The organism is Rhizobium sp. ZX09, from assembly GCF_017357485.1.
Classification (GTDB): domain Bacteria; phylum Pseudomonadota; class Alphaproteobacteria; order Rhizobiales; family Rhizobiaceae; genus Agrobacterium; species Agrobacterium pusense.
The window spans coordinates 1,039,621-1,056,675 of sequence record NZ_CP031364.1 but is presented as its reverse complement, the minus strand read 5'-3'; the positions used below and the strand labels follow the sequence as shown (position 1 = coordinate 1,056,675).

Annotated in this window: 14 protein-coding genes, 1 tRNA gene and 1 pseudogene; 5 read left to right on the top strand and 11 right to left on the bottom strand. The window is 58.0% G+C overall.

Going from position 1 to position 17,055, the window contains the following annotated elements:
• Nucleotides 1-98: 98 nt before the first annotated feature.
• The 4 genes from BTN45_RS19525 to BTN45_RS19510 form a co-directional block, all read right to left on the bottom strand.
• Complete coding sequence (locus tag BTN45_RS19525) at nucleotides 99-698, bottom strand: hypothetical protein (RefSeq protein ID WP_004437405.1); 600 nt, start codon at nucleotides 696-698, stop codon at nucleotides 99-101.
• A 125-nt stretch (nucleotides 699-823) separates the two neighbouring features.
• Complete coding sequence (locus tag BTN45_RS19520) at nucleotides 824-1,030, bottom strand: hypothetical protein (RefSeq protein WP_207590641.1); 207 nt, start codon at nucleotides 1,028-1,030, stop codon at nucleotides 824-826.
• Nucleotides 1,031-1,391: 361 nt separating this feature from the next.
• Nucleotides 1,392-2,150, bottom strand: coding sequence for an MOSC N-terminal beta barrel domain-containing protein (locus BTN45_RS19515; RefSeq protein ID WP_207590640.1), 759 nt, complete (start codon nucleotides 2,148-2,150; stop codon nucleotides 1,392-1,394).
• Nucleotides 2,151-2,169: 19 nt separating this feature from the next.
• Nucleotides 2,170-3,855, bottom strand: coding sequence for an FAD/NAD(P)-binding protein (locus BTN45_RS19510; RefSeq protein WP_207590639.1), 1,686 nt, complete (start codon nucleotides 3,853-3,855; stop codon nucleotides 2,170-2,172).
• 224 nt (nucleotides 3,856-4,079) lie between these two features.
• Between BTN45_RS19510 and BTN45_RS19505 the strand changes: the two genes are divergently transcribed.
• Nucleotides 4,080-5,045 (top strand): magnesium and cobalt transport protein CorA, encoded by a 966-nt coding sequence (locus BTN45_RS19505; protein WP_022563344.1) that lies wholly within the window; start codon nucleotides 4,080-4,082, stop codon nucleotides 5,043-5,045.
• Between the two features lie 79 nt (nucleotides 5,046-5,124).
• A pseudogene (locus tag BTN45_RS19500) lies at nucleotides 5,125-5,475 on the top strand (DUF808 family protein); the annotation flags it as partial.
• A gap of 60 nt (nucleotides 5,476-5,535) precedes the next feature.
• Here BTN45_RS19500 and BTN45_RS19495 read toward each other — a convergent pair.
• The 7 genes from BTN45_RS19495 to BTN45_RS19465 all read right to left on the bottom strand — a co-directional run bounded on the left by BTN45_RS19495 (nucleotide 5,536) and on the right by BTN45_RS19465 (nucleotide 13,428).
• A protein-coding gene (locus BTN45_RS19495; RefSeq protein WP_111794956.1) for an IS3 family transposase occupies nucleotides 5,536-6,887 on the bottom strand; the annotation gives its coding sequence in 2 pieces (ribosomal slippage) (nucleotides 5,536-6,551 and nucleotides 6,551-6,887; 1,353 coding nt in all).
• Between the two features lie 301 nt (nucleotides 6,888-7,188).
• Nucleotides 7,189-7,278 (bottom strand) — tRNA-Ser (locus BTN45_RS19490).
• A 197-nt stretch (nucleotides 7,279-7,475) separates the two neighbouring features.
• Complete coding sequence (locus BTN45_RS19485) at nucleotides 7,476-8,357, bottom strand: dihydrodipicolinate synthase family protein (protein ID WP_207590637.1); 882 nt, start codon at nucleotides 8,355-8,357, stop codon at nucleotides 7,476-7,478.
• Nucleotides 8,354-9,997 (bottom strand): ABC transporter ATP-binding protein, encoded by a 1,644-nt coding sequence (locus BTN45_RS19480; RefSeq protein ID WP_207590636.1) that lies wholly within the window; start codon nucleotides 9,995-9,997, stop codon nucleotides 8,354-8,356. The genes BTN45_RS19485 and BTN45_RS19480 overlap by 4 nt, the downstream gene beginning before the upstream one ends.
• Complete coding sequence (locus tag BTN45_RS19475; RefSeq protein ID WP_207590635.1) at nucleotides 9,990-10,913, bottom strand: ABC transporter permease; 924 nt, start codon at nucleotides 10,911-10,913, stop codon at nucleotides 9,990-9,992. The genes BTN45_RS19480 and BTN45_RS19475 overlap by 8 nt, the downstream gene beginning before the upstream one ends.
• A gap of 15 nt (nucleotides 10,914-10,928) precedes the next feature.
• Nucleotides 10,929-11,843, bottom strand: coding sequence for an ABC transporter permease (locus tag BTN45_RS19470; protein ID WP_044459550.1), 915 nt, complete (start codon nucleotides 11,841-11,843; stop codon nucleotides 10,929-10,931).
• 76 nt (nucleotides 11,844-11,919) lie between these two features.
• On the bottom strand, nucleotides 11,920-13,428 hold the full coding sequence (locus BTN45_RS19465; protein ID WP_207590634.1) for an ABC transporter substrate-binding protein: 1,509 nt from the start codon (nucleotides 13,426-13,428) through the stop codon (nucleotides 11,920-11,922).
• A gap of 320 nt (nucleotides 13,429-13,748) precedes the next feature.
• Here BTN45_RS19465 and BTN45_RS19460 point away from each other — a divergent pair, with 320 nt between their 5' ends.
• From BTN45_RS19460 to BTN45_RS19450, 3 genes are read left to right on the top strand one after another with little or no spacing between them, the layout of a single operon-like run.
• The gene (locus tag BTN45_RS19460) at nucleotides 13,749-14,945 is read left to right on the top strand and encodes an exo-alpha-sialidase (protein WP_207590633.1); all 1,197 of its coding nucleotides are present in this window, start codon (nucleotides 13,749-13,751) and stop codon (nucleotides 14,943-14,945) included.
• Nucleotides 14,942-15,898 carry a 4-hydroxythreonine-4-phosphate dehydrogenase PdxA gene (gene pdxA / locus BTN45_RS19455; RefSeq protein WP_207590632.1) on the top strand — a complete coding sequence of 319 codons (957 nt, stop codon included), beginning with the start codon at nucleotides 14,942-14,944 and terminating at the stop codon, nucleotides 15,896-15,898. The genes BTN45_RS19460 and pdxA overlap by 4 nt, the downstream gene beginning before the upstream one ends.
• Nucleotides 15,895-17,022 carry an iron-containing alcohol dehydrogenase gene (locus BTN45_RS19450; RefSeq protein WP_207590631.1) on the top strand — a complete coding sequence of 376 codons (1,128 nt, stop codon included), beginning with the start codon at nucleotides 15,895-15,897 and terminating at the stop codon, nucleotides 17,020-17,022. Before pdxA ends, BTN45_RS19450 begins: the two co-directional genes overlap by 4 nt.
• Nucleotides 17,023-17,055 lie beyond the last annotated feature (33 nt).

Here is a 17,055-nt window from a genome sequence, read left to right as displayed (position 1 = left end):
GTTTTCGACCGACCGTCCATTGCTCCCGACTGCAACTGTCAGCATGAACGTTTCCAGACTCCCTCGGGCTAAGCTCTATTATGGAACTACCCGCGCTTTCATCCCACATGAGATGAGACGCGAGCTTTCCGATATTTCGGCGGAAGTTCTGCGGTTGGCAGATCGTCGACCTTGAACTGCTTGCCGGTCGACCAGGGAAGCATGTTGAGCGCCACACCAAGCCCCGCGATGATCGCAGCAACTACGGGCCTGGTTCCGAATTTGTTCAACCCGGAAAATTTGAAGCCGGAAACAAGAGCACCAAGCGGTTTAACGATCAAGAACGGTATCAACAAGAATGGCATGGAGACGAGAAAGAGCACCGTCGGGATCGCTGCCTCGAGCATAGGGTCGCCACCGTGTCGGAGGCGAATCCGCGGGTTACGGGCGATTGCAAATGGAATAAGTTCTTCCATGAAGCGAACGTAGCCCGCTGATTGATCGGTACGTGCCTCTCCCTGCCAATGCAGCGAGGATATCTCCCTCGACGCGAAGAGCATCCGCAAACGGGCGCTGTAGACGGGAAAACCGGTGGAGCCGACCCCACTCGTTACGTGAACGTGTATGAACCGAATAGAGGTCCACGGGATGAGACGGACGGATCCTGCTTGCGTCACCAAAAGGCCTTTGGCGTCGATGACGTAAGCGGTTGTGATCATTGTGGATCCCACGCGAGGCATCACGACTTGCGCGGTAAAGCTGTACGAAGGAGGGTCGTCCGTCTGCAATCGAGGGCTCTCGTGCGTTCAAAATCAGAAAGCCGGGCTAACCCGGCTTTCATTACTCATCGGGACGGCCAGTAGCTGGTGGCGACGTGATACCATTGCTGTAGGTAGACCCAAGCGGTGTCGAGCGCTGCACCCACCACGAACACTACAACGAACAGTGCGACCGCAACAAAAATCGCTGGCACCTCAGGATTGCGATCACGCGCAAACTCGTCCGCCAATTTCTGCTCGTGGTACATGTGAAGCAAGCTTTTTCCGTTCATCTTACCGTTCCTGGTCGTCTCGATCGCGCTTGTCTTCGCGCTCCTGCCTCAGTTCATCAAGGCGGTTCAACTGCCTTGCCGGAGGCTCCGCCTGCGAGACTTCGCCTTCTCGAACCGCTGCCTTTTCTTCTACTACAGGACGCGCGTTCGGAGAAGTCTCAACCCCGACAGTCTTGTCATCAAGCTCCGGAACAACCTCGGCTTACCATCTGCGCCGGGCGACCAGTTCAAGACGCCATCGATGGCGGAATGACCAAAAGCCAATGTCGCGCTACTGAAGAGAAGAAATGGCGTAAAATACCGCATAATTTATAGGGTTTTCGGCCTGCTTTTAATCCCTGGAAATCGACCCTTGGAATGACTAGTCGGAAATCAACTCTGCGCGCTGGCCGGATTCGATATTTCCTATTTTGACAGGTTCGCAGTAAACTCCGAATGCGCGACCTGCTTTTCTCAATACCGTTCTGAGAATCTCCGGCTGTTCCGGCAGATCAGGCTGTGCGGCAAGGATCATTCCGCATCGTTTTGTGAGGTCTGTCACCTCGACCTCCGCCAGCCCGAAACTGATGACCTTACCGATCCATTGAAACTCAGCAAAACCTGTCACATTACTGGTTTCGAGTAGAATATTTGGCCGAAAGCGCAAACGGTCAACCGTACTGTCCAATGACATTTGTTGAAGCTCAGCCAGTGACGAAGTGGTGACCAAGTGAAGTGCCGATCTCGAGTATCGGTTCTCAACAGTGGGAAGAGAAGGGGCAAGCGGGTCAGCATCGATGTAACTTCCGATACCGACGTCGAACCCGAAATACTTCGAAAGTTCCAGTCGCAATTGAGGATCTTCAATATGGAAATTACACCCAGTTGGAAAGGTGATCCGCACACCGCCATCATCAATGGCGCTGCGGAGGAAAAGTGCCGGCCGCCATCGAACGTCTTTTTCCGGCGCTGCGGCGATGCCGGATGCACTGTCGAACAGCGCAAAACGCCTGTCGCCGACGATGCCCCCTGGCTCTATTTCGGCGCATTTGCATCGTTCTCCACCAAGCGAGCTTACCGGGAAACGCCAGATCTCAGCGACTTTCCCAATAACGTGTTTTGAGCGAAAAGTGACCGTCATATCTATTCTGTCCGCTATGTCAGGCTGTGAGCAGCAAGTCGGCTGTCGTCGCCCGAATATCGTCGAGGATAGCCTCCGCGGCCGCCTGCCCTAACTCAGCGGCGCTGGTGATACCCTGTACAAAGGGGTTCTTATGCAACAGGAATGGTATTGCCACGCAATAAAGCCGGTTGGATAACAAGCCGGTATCGCGTGGACGATAGCATTCGTCGACCTCGATACCGCCTGTCCTCTTGAAGTTGAGGCCTGTCGTATCGGCTATAAATCCAGTCGAAGCCACGCGCGTGACAGCCGGTTTGACGGCTGCCTGCTTCACGAGCGAAGGAAACGGGAGGTCCCGTGCCGATAACGCCGTTTGGCCGGTCGCATCGATGAAACTCTCGAAGACTTCTTCCGAGCCGGCCGTGGTCACTCTGGCGCCCCGCGCAAGGCCACACGTGTCTATTGCGTAATCTTCTCCCAGCGCGATAATTTCCAACCTGCCAGCGTTTCGAAGCGCAAGCAAACGCTTGATCGAAAGGTGGGGTACGGTCGCATATTCATCGATGAATATACTTTTAAACGATCGGTTGAACCGCGCTAGGTCACGCGTGTCCAGGTGCGGGATTGCTCTGGCGATGATTTCATGTGTGATGAGTATGGCGTAGCGCCAAGGCACAGTGAACCGCAGCTCTGCGTTGCGTTCGACTTCGGCTAGGTTTGCTGCTGCCCAGACAAACGGATCCACTCCCGACCGGCGAGAGTAATATGCGTCAGCAAAGGTGTCTGCCGTCAGGCAATTTAGCCCTATTTCGGCTGCGTAGTCAGGATCGGCGGTCGCGATTTCCCGCTTGAAGAGCTCGAAAACCCTGTCGAGCAAACCGGCAGAGCCAATCTCGATTTCTCCATTGACAGCTTCCTGCGTGCAAACACTCGGTGTCCGGTAGGGAAGCGGGCAATAGAAATCCGCCTCCGGTAACAGTCCCTTGCGGGACATCATCACGGCTGTGAAGTTTTCGTGCCCGGTGGATGCGTGAAACCTCATTGCTCCCGTGTCGTCATAAACAAACGAGCCGCAGGATACCGCGACGGTCAAAAGCGCGTCGATACTGCTGAGTGACGTCCCAAGTATCCCAAGCCTTCCATAGCAGGAACTTTTGAGCGCGGAAGCGGGCCACGGAGACGCAAAGTAGCCTGGCTGCACTTCGGTCTTCTCAGGCCAATTATGGCCCGTTGCCATCACGACGTGGTCATAGATCGCGTCGAACTTTCCGTCAGGGCTTTCGACGCAAATTCGGATATGGTCGACGTCGAGCGATATATCACTGACGCGGTGCCCGGGGCGGATATCGATCTGGTGACCTTTCTCGACTCCATAATCCACAAGCGCACTGAACTGCTCTTGAAAATAATCACCGAGAACCAACCTCGGGTAAAACGCACGCTCGCTGATGGCATCGCGCACAATGGCAAAACGGTTAAGGTAATCGTCTTCCTGGCGAGATAGCCATTCCACCAGTGACAGCGGCAACGGCGGTATCTCGATGCTCGGAATGTTGGAAAGCATGACAGGATCATTTGAGCCGGGAAGATAGGGCGTTCCCTTCCCTGCCAACATTTCCGCTTCGAAAACAGTAATACTCATTGGGGAAGGAGAATGAATAAGTCGCTGAAGGGAAAAGATTCCGGTAGGCCCCGAACCGATAATGCAAATGCGACTGTTCATGCAAACCATCTCCAACGCCACCCTTTGCAGCGCCGGTTTATAACGGTGTGCAGCGCGGACTGTTCCAGTGACGGCAAACTTACATTCGATGGACGCGCCGTGACGCTGCGATTCTGCCAATGACGCTGGTGTGCAGATTCGCTACGGATAGGATATCGCCCGTTCCATCTTGTCACTATGATATCAGAATACCAAATCATGACGGTTAACTCACTGCGGTTTTCATGACAGTTATAGCTTCCTACATCTACCGCCTTGGCAAGCGTGCCGAAGAACTCCCCTTGACTGGCCGACCGTTCCCCGAGAGGGACGGCGAGTTTGCCTGGATCGGTATCACCGACCCGACCGTCGAGGAAATGGCGAGCCTGAAGTCGATGTTTGACCTGCATCCGCTTGCCGTCGAAGACGCACTGAACGGGAGGCAGGTGCCGAAAGTTGAGGTGTACGGCAATCAGCTCTTCGTCATCATCAAGACCGCTCATCTTGAGGGCGACAAGATTGCCTATGGCGAAACCTGTATTTTCGTCGGACGGCACCATGTGATTTCGGTCCGGCATGGTTCGGCACGCTCCCACAAGGAATTGAGGGAGCATCTCGAACAGTCTCCGCAACTCCTCGAACATGGCCCGGACTATGTCCTGCACGGTATCATCGATTTCGTCGTCGACGGCTATCTGCCGATGGTCGAGACGCTGGAGGACAAGGTGCTTGAGATGGAAAAGCACATGCTGATTGCATTTCTCGAACGGGAGCAGATCAGACGGCTTTTCCGCATGCGACGGCAGGTGATCCGCTTTCAGCGCATTCTGGGCCCGATGGAGGAGGTCGCTGGCAAGCTCGCCAATCTGGAGCTGCCCTGTATTGACGAGAACGCCAAAGCCTATTTTCGGGACGTGCTTGACCATGTACGGCGCGTCGAATTCATGATGTCAGGCTTGCGGGAAGTTATCACTTCCGTGTTCGAGGCCTCCAACCTTCTCGAACAGCAACGCCAGGGTATGATCACCCGCCAGCTTGCAGCCTGGGCCGCGATCCTGGCTGTCCCGACGGCGATCGCCGGCATTTATGGAATGAACTTCGAGCACATGCCGGAACTGAAATCGGAATACGGCTATTATGTCGTGATCGCCGTAATCATCACCCTTTGCGCGATACTTTATTACCGGTTCAAGAAGACAGGATGGCTGTGATATATCGAGCAACCTTTACTCTCCATTCTGTGCAACGGCCCCAAATCACGGACAACGCTGAACCTGTTCAGGAGTTAAATTGGCTACCGGATTGATCGCATTGTTTGACGACGTGGCAGCGATAGCTAAGGCTGCCTCCGCGTCCCTCGACGACGTCGCAACCCAGACTGCCAAAGCCAGTGTGAAGGCGGCAGGTGTCGTGATCGACGACACCGCCGTCACGCCGGCCTACGTCGTCGGTCTGGCTCCCGCGCGTGAACTGCCGATCATTGGCAAAATTGCGCTTGGATCGCTTAAAAACAAGCTGATCTTCCTCCTGCCCATCGCTCTCGTCCTCGGATATTTCGCTCCCTGGCTCACCACACCGCTCCTGATGATCGGTGGCATATACTTGAGCTACGAAGGCGCGGAGAAGCTGTCCGTCGTCGAATGATTTGAGACTTTTTGGGCTTTGGAAGAATGGAGTTTCGGGCTCGGTTAGCTGGTTAATTTAAGCCGCTTTGGCCTGGTGGTTCAAGCGGCGCTGTCTGATGGTTTCTCGTTTGATCCTTTCACGTTCGAGCAGGATTGTTTGGCCGCGTCCGAAGTAGACGTCGGCGGGCGTGAGATTGTCGAGGCTCTCGTGGTATCGGCGATGGTTGTAATGCTCGACGAAAGCCGCGATCTCAGCTTCGAGGTCTTCCCGGAAGAAGTAGTTTTCCAATAGGATGCGGTTCTTCAGCGTCTGATGCCAGCGTTCGATCTTGCCCTGTGTTTGCGGATGGCCGGGAGCGCCATGGACCTGGTCAATCTTGTATTTCTCAAGCCATTCACCGAGATCGGAAGCGACGTAACACGGACCGTTGTCGGACAGCAGGCGCGGCCTATGTTCGACCTTGACCTTGTCGCAGCCTGAGGCGGCCAGTGCCAGGTCGAGCGTGTCGGTGACATCATCGACTTTCATGCTGGTGCACAGCTTCCACGCAATGATGTAGCGGGAATAATCGTCGAGGATGGTCGACAGGTAAAACCAGCCCCAGCCGATGACCTTCAGGTAGGTGAAGTCGGTTTGCCACATCTCGTTCGGCCGCGTGGTCTTGTCCTTGAACTCGTTGTTGGCCTTGATGACGATATAGGCTGGCGAGGTGACCAGGTCATGGGCCTTGAGTAGGCGGTAGACCGAAGCCTCTGAGACGAAATAGCTTTCCATGTCGGTGAACTTCACCGCCAGCTCGCGTGGCGACAGATCGGCATGATCGAGCGCGAGTGTGATGATGCGATCCCTGATATCGTCGGGGATACGGTTCCACACCCGTGACGGCGCGGATGTCCGGTCTTCCAACCCCTCAACACCGTGGGTCTGGAAGCGATCATACCAGCGATAGAAGGTTGGTCTTGGAATGCCGAGCTTGTCGAGGGTTTGCCTGGCTGGCAGATGAGACCCCTCGACAAGCCGGATGATCTCGAGCTTTTCGGTGGCGGGATATCTCATTCTTCGTCGCCCCCATCCGCGATCATGCTTTTTTTAAGCAGGCGGTTTTCCAGGGTGAGGTCGGCCAGCGCCTCTTTCAGGTCGCGGCTTTCACGGCGCAGCGCCTTGACCTCGTCACTGGTGGCCGAACGGGCGGTGTCACCAGCAAGCCGCTTCTTGCCAGCTTCGAGGAATTCCTTCGACCAGCTATAATACAGGCTCTCGGCGATCCCTTCGCGGCGGCAGATCGCGGCAATACTGTCTTCACCGCGCAGACCTTCCAGCACAATGCGAATTTTCTCCTCCGACGAATGCAGCTTGCGCGTCGCGCGGCGAATATCCTTGATCGTCTTCTCGGCCGACGATGTCTGCGGCCCGGTTTTCTGTCTCATCTTCGCTTCCTTTGAATGAGCTACGATGAGCCGAAAATCCTCTCTTCTCAATTAAACCAGTTCTGTCTCATAGGCGTTGATGGCGGACACGCCACTGCACTCTTTGGTCAACCAAGAGCGCAAAGCGAACTTTTTCGGGGCCTAGGCACGAAGACTTTACCCACGGTGCGACGTTCGCGACACTTATCTAACAGCCAAGCCAACGATGATGATCCTCACACAACAATTATGTGGGTCATTTTGTGGGGCGAAGGCGCAAATTAATTACAACACATTGATAAATTACGCTTTTTTGCATCAATGGCGGAGAGGGTGGGATTCGAACCCACGATACCCTTGCAGGTATGCCGCATTTCGAGTGCGGTGCATTCGACCACTCTGCCACCTCTCCGCATGCGCGAACGCTTGCGTTGCGCGCTCCTCTTAAACATCAATGGCCGGGCTGACAAGCGGAATTTCGCGTTTGTGTCACAAATTATTCGTCTTGAACGAGCTCACGGAATGGGGTTGGAGTTTGATTGTTTTTGCCGATATTTACTGATGACACGCTTCGGATTTTGCCAGGCGCGTGTGATTGATCGATCGGGTCTACAGGCGCTGATAGCGCCGGAGGATGTCAATGATCCGGTCATCCTGATCAGGATCCGGCAGGAGCGCCGGCTGTCGGCTGGCGCCGACGGAAGGGTCCTGGAGATAAAGCGAACGTTTCACCATGGCCGGCGCGAAACCGAGCGCATAGAGATCGGTGCGGAATGCCGCATAAATGGCCTGCTGGCGTTCGGCTTCGGCGATGTCGCCGGCGTTGAAAGCATCGAGAATGCCGGCGAGGACGTCCGGAAGTGCGTTGCCGAGACCGGAAATGCAGCCTGCCGCACCGTTCTGCAGCGACCACAGAACAAGATTGTCCGGGCCGGAATAGACCTCGAAGCCGGGCACATCCTTCGCCACCCGAAGATAGGCTTCGAGCGTCTGCTGTGCACCGCCGGAATCCTTGATGCCGGCGATATTGCCGTGAGTGGCGAGTTTGCGGGCGGTTTCCGGTTCTATATGGTTCTGGGTGCGGGCGGGAATGTCATAGAGATAGACCGGCGTGTCGACAGCGTCGGCCACCGTCGAGAAATGGCGGATCAGGCCATCCTGCGTACAGGCGATGAAGAAGGGCGTGATGACGGCGATGCCGTCGACACCGATACGGTCGAAGGATCTCGCGAGCTGCAGGGTTTCGAAGGTGGCCGGCATGCCAGCATTCACGATGACCCTGGCGCGGCCGGCCACCTCATCCACCACCTCCTCCGTCAGCCGGATCTTTTCATCATGCGTCAGCGCGGTAAAATCGCCGTTGGTACCGGCGCACATGATGTTGTTGCCGGCGGCCACCTGGCGGCGCACCTGCGCACGCGTCGCCTCATAATTGATGGTTTCGTCTTCATTAAAACAGGTGACGAGCGCAACGAAGGCTTGTTTGCTCATGAAAGAACTCCGCTTGAATTTCCCGTGGCCTGGACAGGCGACGCAGCATTATGCCCGGCCTCCCTGCCAGGGTCGGGGTCGAGACTGGCTGAAAGAAGCGCGCGCGTGTAAGCCTCGCCCGGCGCTTCGAAAATCTGGCGGACGGTGCCGAATTCCACCACCTCCCCGCGCTGCATGACCATGACGTGATCGGCAAAATCCCGCACCACCGGCAGGTCGTGAGCGATGAAGATGAAAGAGAGGCCCATTTCGCGGCGCAGCTTGTCCAGCAGCGCAATGACCTGCGCCTGAACCGAAACGTCGAGTGCAGAAACCGCTTCGTCGCAGATGATCAGCTTCGGCTCCAGCGCCAGCGCCCGGGCAATGGCGATGCGCTGCCGCTGGCCGCCGGAAAACTGATGCGGATACCGGCGCATATGATCCGGTGAAAGACCGACCTGCTGCAGCAATTCGCCAACCCGTTCACGCCATTTCGCCCTCGGCACTATGTCCGGATGGATGACCCAGGCTTCGGAAATCAGCTGGAACACCGTCATGCGGGGATTGAGCGACTGGGTAGGGTCCTGAAAAACCATCTGCAGATCGCGCCGAAGCGCATAAAGCTCCGCTGGCGACAGCCTGAACAGGTCACGCCCCTTCCAGACGGCGCTGCCGGCATCCGGCTCATCGAGCCGCAGCAGGATGCGGGCGAGCGTCGACTTGCCGGAACCGCTTTCGCCGACGACGGCGATGGTTTCTCCGGCCATCAGGTCGAAAGAGACACCTTTCAACGCCTCGAAGGCGCCGTAACGCTTGCGCACATTGCGTACGCTGAGCAATGGCTCACCCGTTGCTTTCGGCTCATGCATCTCGCCCCGGCCGGGGGCGGCGTTGATCAGCTTGCGGGTGTAGGGGTGCTGCGGATTGCTGTAAACCTCGCGAACGGTCCCGGCCTCTACCAGAACGCCCTTCTCCATCACCACGACCCGGTCGGCAATTTCGGCCACTACGCCGAGATCATGGGTAATGATGAGCACCGCCATGCCCGTTTCCCGCTGCAGTTCCCTGAGCAGCGAAAGAACTTCCGCCTGCACCGTCACGTCGAGCGCGGTGGTGGGTTCGTCGGCGATCAGAAGATCGGGGCGCAACGCCAGCGCCATGGCGATCATCACGCGCTGGCGCTGGCCGCCGGAAAATTCATGCGGATATTTCGTCAGCGCCCTGTCAGGATCGGGAATGCCCACACGCGCCATAAGCCGCCTCGCTTCCGCTTCTGCCGCGGCCTTGCTCATGCCATGGGTGGTCATTGCCTCGCGGATCTGCCAGCCAACAGTATAAACCGGGTTGAGATGGCTGAGCGGATCCTGAAAGATCATGGCGATGCGCCGGCCGTTGATCTCGCGGCGCGCCTCGGTCGGCATGGTCAGCAGGTCCTTGCCGTCGAGCAATATTTCTCCACCGCCGATGCGGCCGGGCGGCATGTCGATGAGGTTCATGATGGCCGACGAGGATACCGACTTGCCGGAACCGCTTTCGCCAAGGATCGCCAGCGTCTCACCTCGGTCGATATGGTAGGAGACATCCTTCACCGCATGCACGACACCGCTCACGGTGTGGAATTCCACGGAAAGATTGCGCACCTCGAGAAGATGATCAGCCATTTTTACGGCCCTTCATTTCCAGTCGCCAGCGCTGCACCGGGTCGAGCGCGATGCGCAGCCAGTTGGACAGCAGGTTGAGCGACAGGGTGGTGAGAATGATGGCGAGCCCCGGCCAGAAGGACAGCCACCAGGCATTGGTGAGATATTGCCGCCCCTGCGAAATCATCAGGCCCCAGGTGATTTCCGGAGGCTGAATGCCGATGCCGAGGAAGGACAGCGCGCTTTCCGCGAGCATGACATAAGCGAAATCAAGCGTTGCCAAGGTCGTCAGCGTCGGCAGCACCACGGGCAGGATGTGGCGGAAGAGGACGCGTTTTCCCGAAGCGCCCATGACCCTTGCCGCCTGCACGAACATCCGTTCGCGCACCTCCAGCACCTCCGCCCGGGTGGTGCGGATATAAACGGGAATCCGTGTGATGGCGAGTACCAGCATCAGGTTGAGGATGGAGGAGCCCAGCAGATAAAGCACGATGACCGCAATCAGCAGCGATGGAAAGGACATGATCACATCCGCAAGCCGCATGATGATCTGGCCGGTGCGGCTGGAGGAAAAACCGGCGATGAGGCCGAGTACAGTTCCGGTGACGGCGGAGAGAAAAACCGCGCCGGCGGCGATCATCATCGTGTTTTGTGTGGCGGCGACGATGCGCGCGAGAAGCGGGCGGCCGAGTGCATCCGCCCCCAGCCAGAAATACCACTCGCGCTGCCAGTCGAACGGTGCCAGGTTGCGCCCGCGCAGGTTCTGTTTTGTCGCGAGATCGCCGAGCCAGGCCGGGCCGACAAAAGCGAGAATGACGACAATGATGAGAAAGATGGCCGCGCAGAGCGCAAACTTGTCCGCCCACAACATGCGCAGCATGCGGGTCGCGAAAGACGGTTCATCGATGATCTCAGTATCGGCGTTCATAAGGCTCATGGCTGGACGACCTCCTCAGTGCCGGATGCGCGGATCGAGCAGGGCATAGGCGATATCGATCAGAAGGTTCATCAGGAAGATGGCCAACGCCGTGACGAGGATGGCGGCCAGCACCACATTGAAATCCCGCTGAAGGATGGAATCGATCATCAGCTTGCCGACGCCGGGGAAACCAAAGATGGTTTCAACCACGACGGCGCCGTTGAGAAGGCTCGCCGCCTGATCGCCGATAACGGTGATCACGGGCAACATGGCGTTGCGCAAGGCGTGGATGAAGATGATCGGACCCGATTTCACACCCTTGGCGCGCGCCGTTTTGACATAGGCCGAGGACAGAGCGCCGATCATCGCGCCGCGCACCACCTGCACGATAATGCCGAAGGGGCGCACAAACAGAACCGCGATAGGTAATATCCAGTGCAGCACGGACCCTGTGCCCGACGTGGGAAGCCAGGCCAGGTTGACGGAAAAAACCACGATCGCGACGATCGCCAGCCAGAAATCCGGCACGGATGCCCCGATGAGTGAGATACTCGAAGCGACGCGGTCAAAAAAGCCGCCGGAACGGAACGCCGCGAGCGAGCCGATAATGATGGCCGCCGTGGTGACCAGCGACATGGTGATAACGGCAAGCCAAAGCGTCCAGACGAAAGCCTCCAGCACCACATCAAGCGCCGGGCGCGCCTTTCGGAGGGATTCACCCAGATCACCCGTCATCACATCGCCGGCATAGCGCAGAAACTGCACCATCAGCGGGTCGTTCAAACCGTGCAAGGCGCGAAACTGCTGCTTCAATTCCTCGGACGCTTCCACCGGCAGAAACAGCGCCGCAGGGTCCCCCGTCAGACGGGACAGGAAGAAAACCATCACGATGAGGCCGATCAGGGAGATCAGGCTCGCAAAGGAACGTTTTCGGATGAAGCTCAGCATTGTTGCCTCCGGTTTTTCAATGCGGCGGCGAAGCTTCCGCCGCGCCGCCGCTTCTTCATTGACAGGACACGGGACCTTATTTGATGCCGATTTCCGAAAGCTGCAGCATCGAGTTGGTGGCAATGGTCGGCTTGAAGTCCAACCGCTCGGAGACACGGGAGAAACCGACCATGTGGAACAGCAACACATCCGCTACCACGTCATCATGCAGATAAGCGATGAGTTCGGACCAGAGCTTGGCGCGCTCGTCACCCACGGCTGCGGAGGCGCGTTCGATCAGATCATCCACCTTCTTGTCAGAAAAGCCGGACTGGGTACCCTTTGTGGCATATTTGAAGAACATCGTGAAGGACGGGTCGCCCTTGGAATTGTCATGCATGGCGGCGACGATCTGCGGTCCACGGCCTTCCTTGAATGGCTTCGAATAATAGCTTTCGTGCTCGGCCACTTCCACGAATTTCAGGTCGATCTTGAAGCCGACTTCCTGCAATTGCTGCTGGATCGCTTCCATGATCTCGGTAACGTTCGGGAAATTCGCCGTGCGCGCGATGATGGTGATCGGTGTATCCACTTTTACGCCGGCGGCCTTTGCCTCTTCGAGCAGCTTTTTTGCACCCTCAGGGTCATAGGGGAAGACCTTGACGTCGGGATTCCAGCCGAGCGTGGTCGGCGGAACCAGCGCCGTCGCCAGGACCGCTCCTTCGGGAACCAGCGTGCCGAGAAATGCCTGCCTGTCGATGGCAAGGTTAAGCGCGCGGCGCACCCTGACATCGTTCAGCGGCGCGATATTATGGTCGAGGCGCATATAGACCGTTTCACTGTCGAGATAGGAAAAATCGGTCTTCGGATTTGTCGCGTCTAGCTGTGAAATGGAGGGGGAGAGATCGACCTCGCCAGTCTGCACCATGGCGGCCCGCACCGAGGGATCGGCGCGAAAGAGATAGGTCGCTTCCGTGACCTGCGGCTTCTTGCCCCAATAATCATCACGCGACGTCAGTACGATCTGCTGGCCGGGAGTCCAGTTGGTCAGCTTGTAGGGCCCGGTGCCGACAGGCTCGCGGATGAATTCCATCTTGGTTTCTTCGGGAACGATGGTCACGAGCGACATCAGCAGCGGCAGGATCGGCTGGGCCGGATCCGTCTTGAAATCGATCGTATGGTCGTCGACAACCGTCGGCGTCACCGTCATGCCGCCGAAATAGCGACGGGACTCGCAGGCGTTCTTGTCGCTCATGATGCGCTCGAAGCTGTGCTTCACATCCTTGGCGTCAAAATCCGTACCGTCGGAAAATTTCACGCCCTGACGCAGGTGGAAGCGCCAGCTGCCATCCGAGTTCTGCTCCCATTTTTCAGCAAGGCGCGGCTGAACGCCGTTCTTGCCGCGCACATCAAGCTCGGTCAGGGTCTCACTGACATTTTCCATAATGATACGGCCAATGTTGGAGCGCGTGGCCATGCAGGGCTCAAGCAGGTCCGCTTCTTCCGCCAGCACGATCTTGATCGGCCCCGAAGCTGCAAACGCCGGCGAGCCGGCGGCGCTGAGGGAACCCAAAACAAGGGCGCCCGCAATCAATGACTTCTTCATTCCGTTCTCCTCCCAGATCAGAAATTCAGCAACATGGCGGTGGACCGCAAGAGGCAGTTGAAGGCCCCGTCTCCCGCATCGGGGAGCATGGCGTGCGGATGATCGTCTCCTCCACCCGTCATCAAAGCATCGACGCTATCGCATTTTTTGTCAATTTATTTTTCCTTACCGATTTCAGATCAGTCTCGGTTTATAATTTTTATTGTTGTAAATCAACATATTAGATATAAAACTCCGAATGAATATCACGATATTTTTTACATAATAAACTTGACAACTTTTCGAATATGCCATTTTCATCTGCCCAAGAGGAGATCAAGATGACCCCTGATGACATCGCTCAGGCCATGACCGGAGATATCCACGTCACGTCAGAAAAACGGCGTGAAGCCTTTCTGCCATCGCCCATGATCCAGAACCATGCGAGCTTCCTGCATCTTCTGGACGATGGCGCGCTGCTCTGCGCATGGTTCGGGGGAACGCTCGAGGGAAAGTCGGATATTTCCATCTTCGCATCCGTGCTGACGCCCGGAGCCGGACGCTGGGGAGCGCCGCAGCGCCTCAGTAATGATACGGCCCACTCCGAACAGAATCCTGTTTTTTTCACTTCGCCGGATGGCGCGCTCTGGCTGTTTCACACCGCCCAGCCCTCCGGCAATCAAGATGAGTGCCGCATCCGCATGGCGAAAATCCATCGTAATCGGTCGGAACCGGAGAAGCTCATTTCAGAGGACGGACGATTTCTCGATCTTCCCAAGGGCTGTTTCATCCGCGCGCCGCTGCGCATCCGCGATGATGGAGCGTGGCTGTTGCCGATCTTCCGTTGCGTTCAGCGACCCGGACAGAAATGGAACGGCAGCCACGATACGGCAGCGCTCGGCATTTCCACGGACGATGGCGAGACATGGACATTGCAGGAATTGCCGGACTCGATCGGCTGCGTGCATATGAGCCCGGTGGCGGGAACGGACGGGCAACACTCCGCTTTTTTCCGCCGCCGCCAGGCCGATTTTGTCTACCGCACCGAAAGCAAGGATGGCGGTCGCTCATGGTCAAGGCCGCATCCGACCGATGTGCCGAACAACAATTCTTCCATCGCCGTGACAAGGCTCGGTAGCGGCCGGCTGGCGATGATTTGCAATCCCGTCAACGCCGCCCAGTCGAGCGACCGCCGCGCCTCGCTTTATGACGAACTCGGAGAGGACGATGGCAGGCCGGATGCTGATCCAAGCGGCGGATGCGTGCCCGTCTGGGGGGTGCCGCGCGCACCCGTCACAATCTGCCTTTCCGATGACGACGGGCGCAGCTTTCCGACCCGTATCCTGATCGAGAACGGGCCGGGCACATGTCTGTCGAACGATTCGACGGATGGCCGAAACCTGGAAATGTCCTATCCATGGCTTCTGGAGACACCTGACGGCGCGCTGCACGCAAGCTACACCTATCATCGTCGCGCCATCAAATATGTGCGGCTGGAGCCCGGCTGGGCCGAAACTGCGGACGGGAGAAAAAGATGAGCAATATTATCGGCATCACGATGGGCGATCCTTGCGGGGTTGGTCCCGAGATCACTGTCCGGGCATTTGCTGAAATGTCCGCTCCCGACCAGGCCGCAACGCGGATTTACGGAAACCTCGCCACGCTGGAGGCAGCACGGCAGGCTCTCGGTCTCGGTATCGATCTTGCCCCCCACGTGGCAGACTTGCCCGTTGAGGGTGCACCTTTGCCCTGGGGCACGCTTTCACCGGTGGCCGGCGACGCCGCATTCCGCTTCATCGAAACGGCTGTGCGGGACGCCGAGGCCGGGCGGATCGGCTGCATCGTCACCGCGCCGATCAATAAGGAAGCGTTGAACCTTGCGGGTCATCATTATGACGGCCACACCGGCATGCTGCGCAGCCTGACAGGTGCCTCGGCCGCTTATATGCTGCTCGCGTCCGAGCGGCTGAAGGTCATTCATGTTTCGACCCACGTCTCGCTGCAGGAGGCCATACGCCGGGCGACGACGGAGCGGGTGCTGGCCACCATTCGTGCCGGCAACGCCCACTTGAAGCGCATCGGCTACGAACGACCCCGCATCGCGGTGGCGGGCATCAATCCGCATTGCGGCGAAAACGGTCTTTTCGGCACCGAGGACGACGATCAGATCGCGCCGGCGGTTGCGGCCGCACGCGCCGAAGGCATCGAGGTACAGGGGCCTGTTTCCGCCGATACCGTATTCCATCGCGCCTATTCAGGCGCTTTCGATCTTGTCGTCGCGCAATATCATGACCAGGGGCATATCCCCATCAAACTCGTCGCCTTTGACACCGCCGTCAATGTCTCCGTCGATCTGCCGATAGACCGTACCTCCGTCGATCACGGCACCGCCTTCGACATAGCCGGCAAGGGCATCGCCAATCACGCCAACATGAATGCGGCCATCGCCTATGCGCGCAAGCTCGTGGCAGGCAAGGGTGGAAAGGGATGAGCACCATGTCGACGGCTCCCATCCTTATCCACCAGCCGCGCAGGCTCGCGGTTGGCGCAGGCACCGTCACGCAGGTTGGTGACTGGGCCGGCAAAACCGCCTCAACACTGGTAATCGCAACGCCGCTGACGGCAAAATTCGCCGAACGTCTGCAACTGCAAGGGCCCTTTGCCGTCTTCGACGCCATTCCGGGTGAGCCGGATACGGCGACACTGGACGCCGCTCTCAACGCGGCGCGCACTGCCAGGCCCGATCTCATCATCGGCCTCGGCGGCGGTTCGGTGATGGATGTGGCAAAGCTTGTCGCCGCATTGTGGAATTCAGATCAGACGCTCGAGGACGTCGCCGGACCTAACAAGGTCGCCCGTCGCGATACGCGCCTCGTGCAGATAGCCACCACGGCCGGCACCGGCTCGGAAGCAGGCATCCGCTCACTGATCACCGATCCCCTCAGGGGCACCAAGATCGCCGTCGAAAGCCCATATCTGATCGCGGATTTCGCTATTCTCGATCCGGAACTCACCTACTCCGTACCATCGGCCGTAACTGCGGCAACAGGCATCGACGCCATGGCCCATTGCGTCGAAGCCTTTACCAACCGCAAGGCCCATCCAATGATTGACGGCTTTGCCCGCATGGGCTTCACGCTGGTCGGGAAATATCTCGCCCGCGCCGTTCGCGACGGTTCGGATACGGAAGCGCGGGAAGGCATGATGCTCGCCTCCTATTATGGCGGCATTTGCCTCGGCCCGGTCAACACGGCGGCCGGCCACGCCATCGCCTATCCGCTCGGCACGCGTCTCAGCCTGCCGCACGGGCTGGCCAACGCCATCGTCTTTCCACATGTGCTGGCCTTCAATCAGCCTGCGGTTTCCGCGAAGACGGCGGAAGTGGCTGGAGCGTTGGGGCTTCGTGACAATCTCTCGCCCGGTGATCTGCGCAAGGCAGCAACGGATTTCTGCGCGGCGCTCGGCATCGAAATGTCGCTTGCCAAACACGGAGCAGCCGAGGCCGATCTGACCCGCTATGCCGAGGATGCCCATGCCATCCGCAGGTTGATGGACAACAACCCCGTCGACATGACCCTGCAGGACGTGCTGGGAATTTACCGTCACGCCTACTGAAGCAGAACCGATGCGCGGTCACGCGCATCGGTT

What these genes read in the sequence shown, in the direction of transcription:
- BTN45_RS19525 (WP_004437405.1), bottom strand. Translation starts at nt 698, where the DNA reads ATGATCACAACCGCTTACGTCATCGACGCCAAAGGCCTTTTGGTGACG.
- BTN45_RS19520 (WP_207590641.1), bottom strand. Translation starts at nt 1,030, where the DNA reads ATGAACGGAAAAAGCTTGCTTCACATGTACCACGAGCAGAAATTGGCG.
- BTN45_RS19515 (WP_207590640.1), bottom strand. Translation starts at nt 2,150, where the DNA reads ATGACGGTCACTTTTCGCTCAAAACACGTTATTGGGAAAGTCGCTGAG.
- BTN45_RS19510 (WP_207590639.1), bottom strand. Translation starts at nt 3,855, where the DNA reads ATGAACAGTCGCATTTGCATTATCGGTTCGGGGCCTACCGGAATCTTT.
- BTN45_RS19505 (WP_022563344.1), top strand. Translation starts at nt 4,080, where the DNA reads ATGACAGTTATAGCTTCCTACATCTACCGCCTTGGCAAGCGTGCCGAA.
- BTN45_RS19485 (WP_207590637.1), bottom strand. Translation starts at nt 8,357, where the DNA reads ATGAGCAAACAAGCCTTCGTTGCGCTCGTCACCTGTTTTAATGAAGAC.
- BTN45_RS19480 (WP_207590636.1), bottom strand. Translation starts at nt 9,997, where the DNA reads ATGGCTGATCATCTTCTCGAGGTGCGCAATCTTTCCGTGGAATTCCAC.
- BTN45_RS19475 (WP_207590635.1), bottom strand. Translation starts at nt 10,913, where the DNA reads ATGAGCCTTATGAACGCCGATACTGAGATCATCGATGAACCGTCTTTC.
- BTN45_RS19470 (WP_044459550.1), bottom strand. Translation starts at nt 11,843, where the DNA reads ATGCTGAGCTTCATCCGAAAACGTTCCTTTGCGAGCCTGATCTCCCTG.
- BTN45_RS19465 (WP_207590634.1), bottom strand. Translation starts at nt 13,428, where the DNA reads ATGAAGAAGTCATTGATTGCGGGCGCCCTTGTTTTGGGTTCCCTCAGC.
- BTN45_RS19460 (WP_207590633.1), top strand. Translation starts at nt 13,749, where the DNA reads ATGACCCCTGATGACATCGCTCAGGCCATGACCGGAGATATCCACGTC.
- pdxA (WP_207590632.1), top strand. Translation starts at nt 14,942, where the DNA reads ATGAGCAATATTATCGGCATCACGATGGGCGATCCTTGCGGGGTTGGT.
- BTN45_RS19450 (WP_207590631.1), top strand. Translation starts at nt 15,895, where the DNA reads ATGAGCACCATGTCGACGGCTCCCATCCTTATCCACCAGCCGCGCAGG.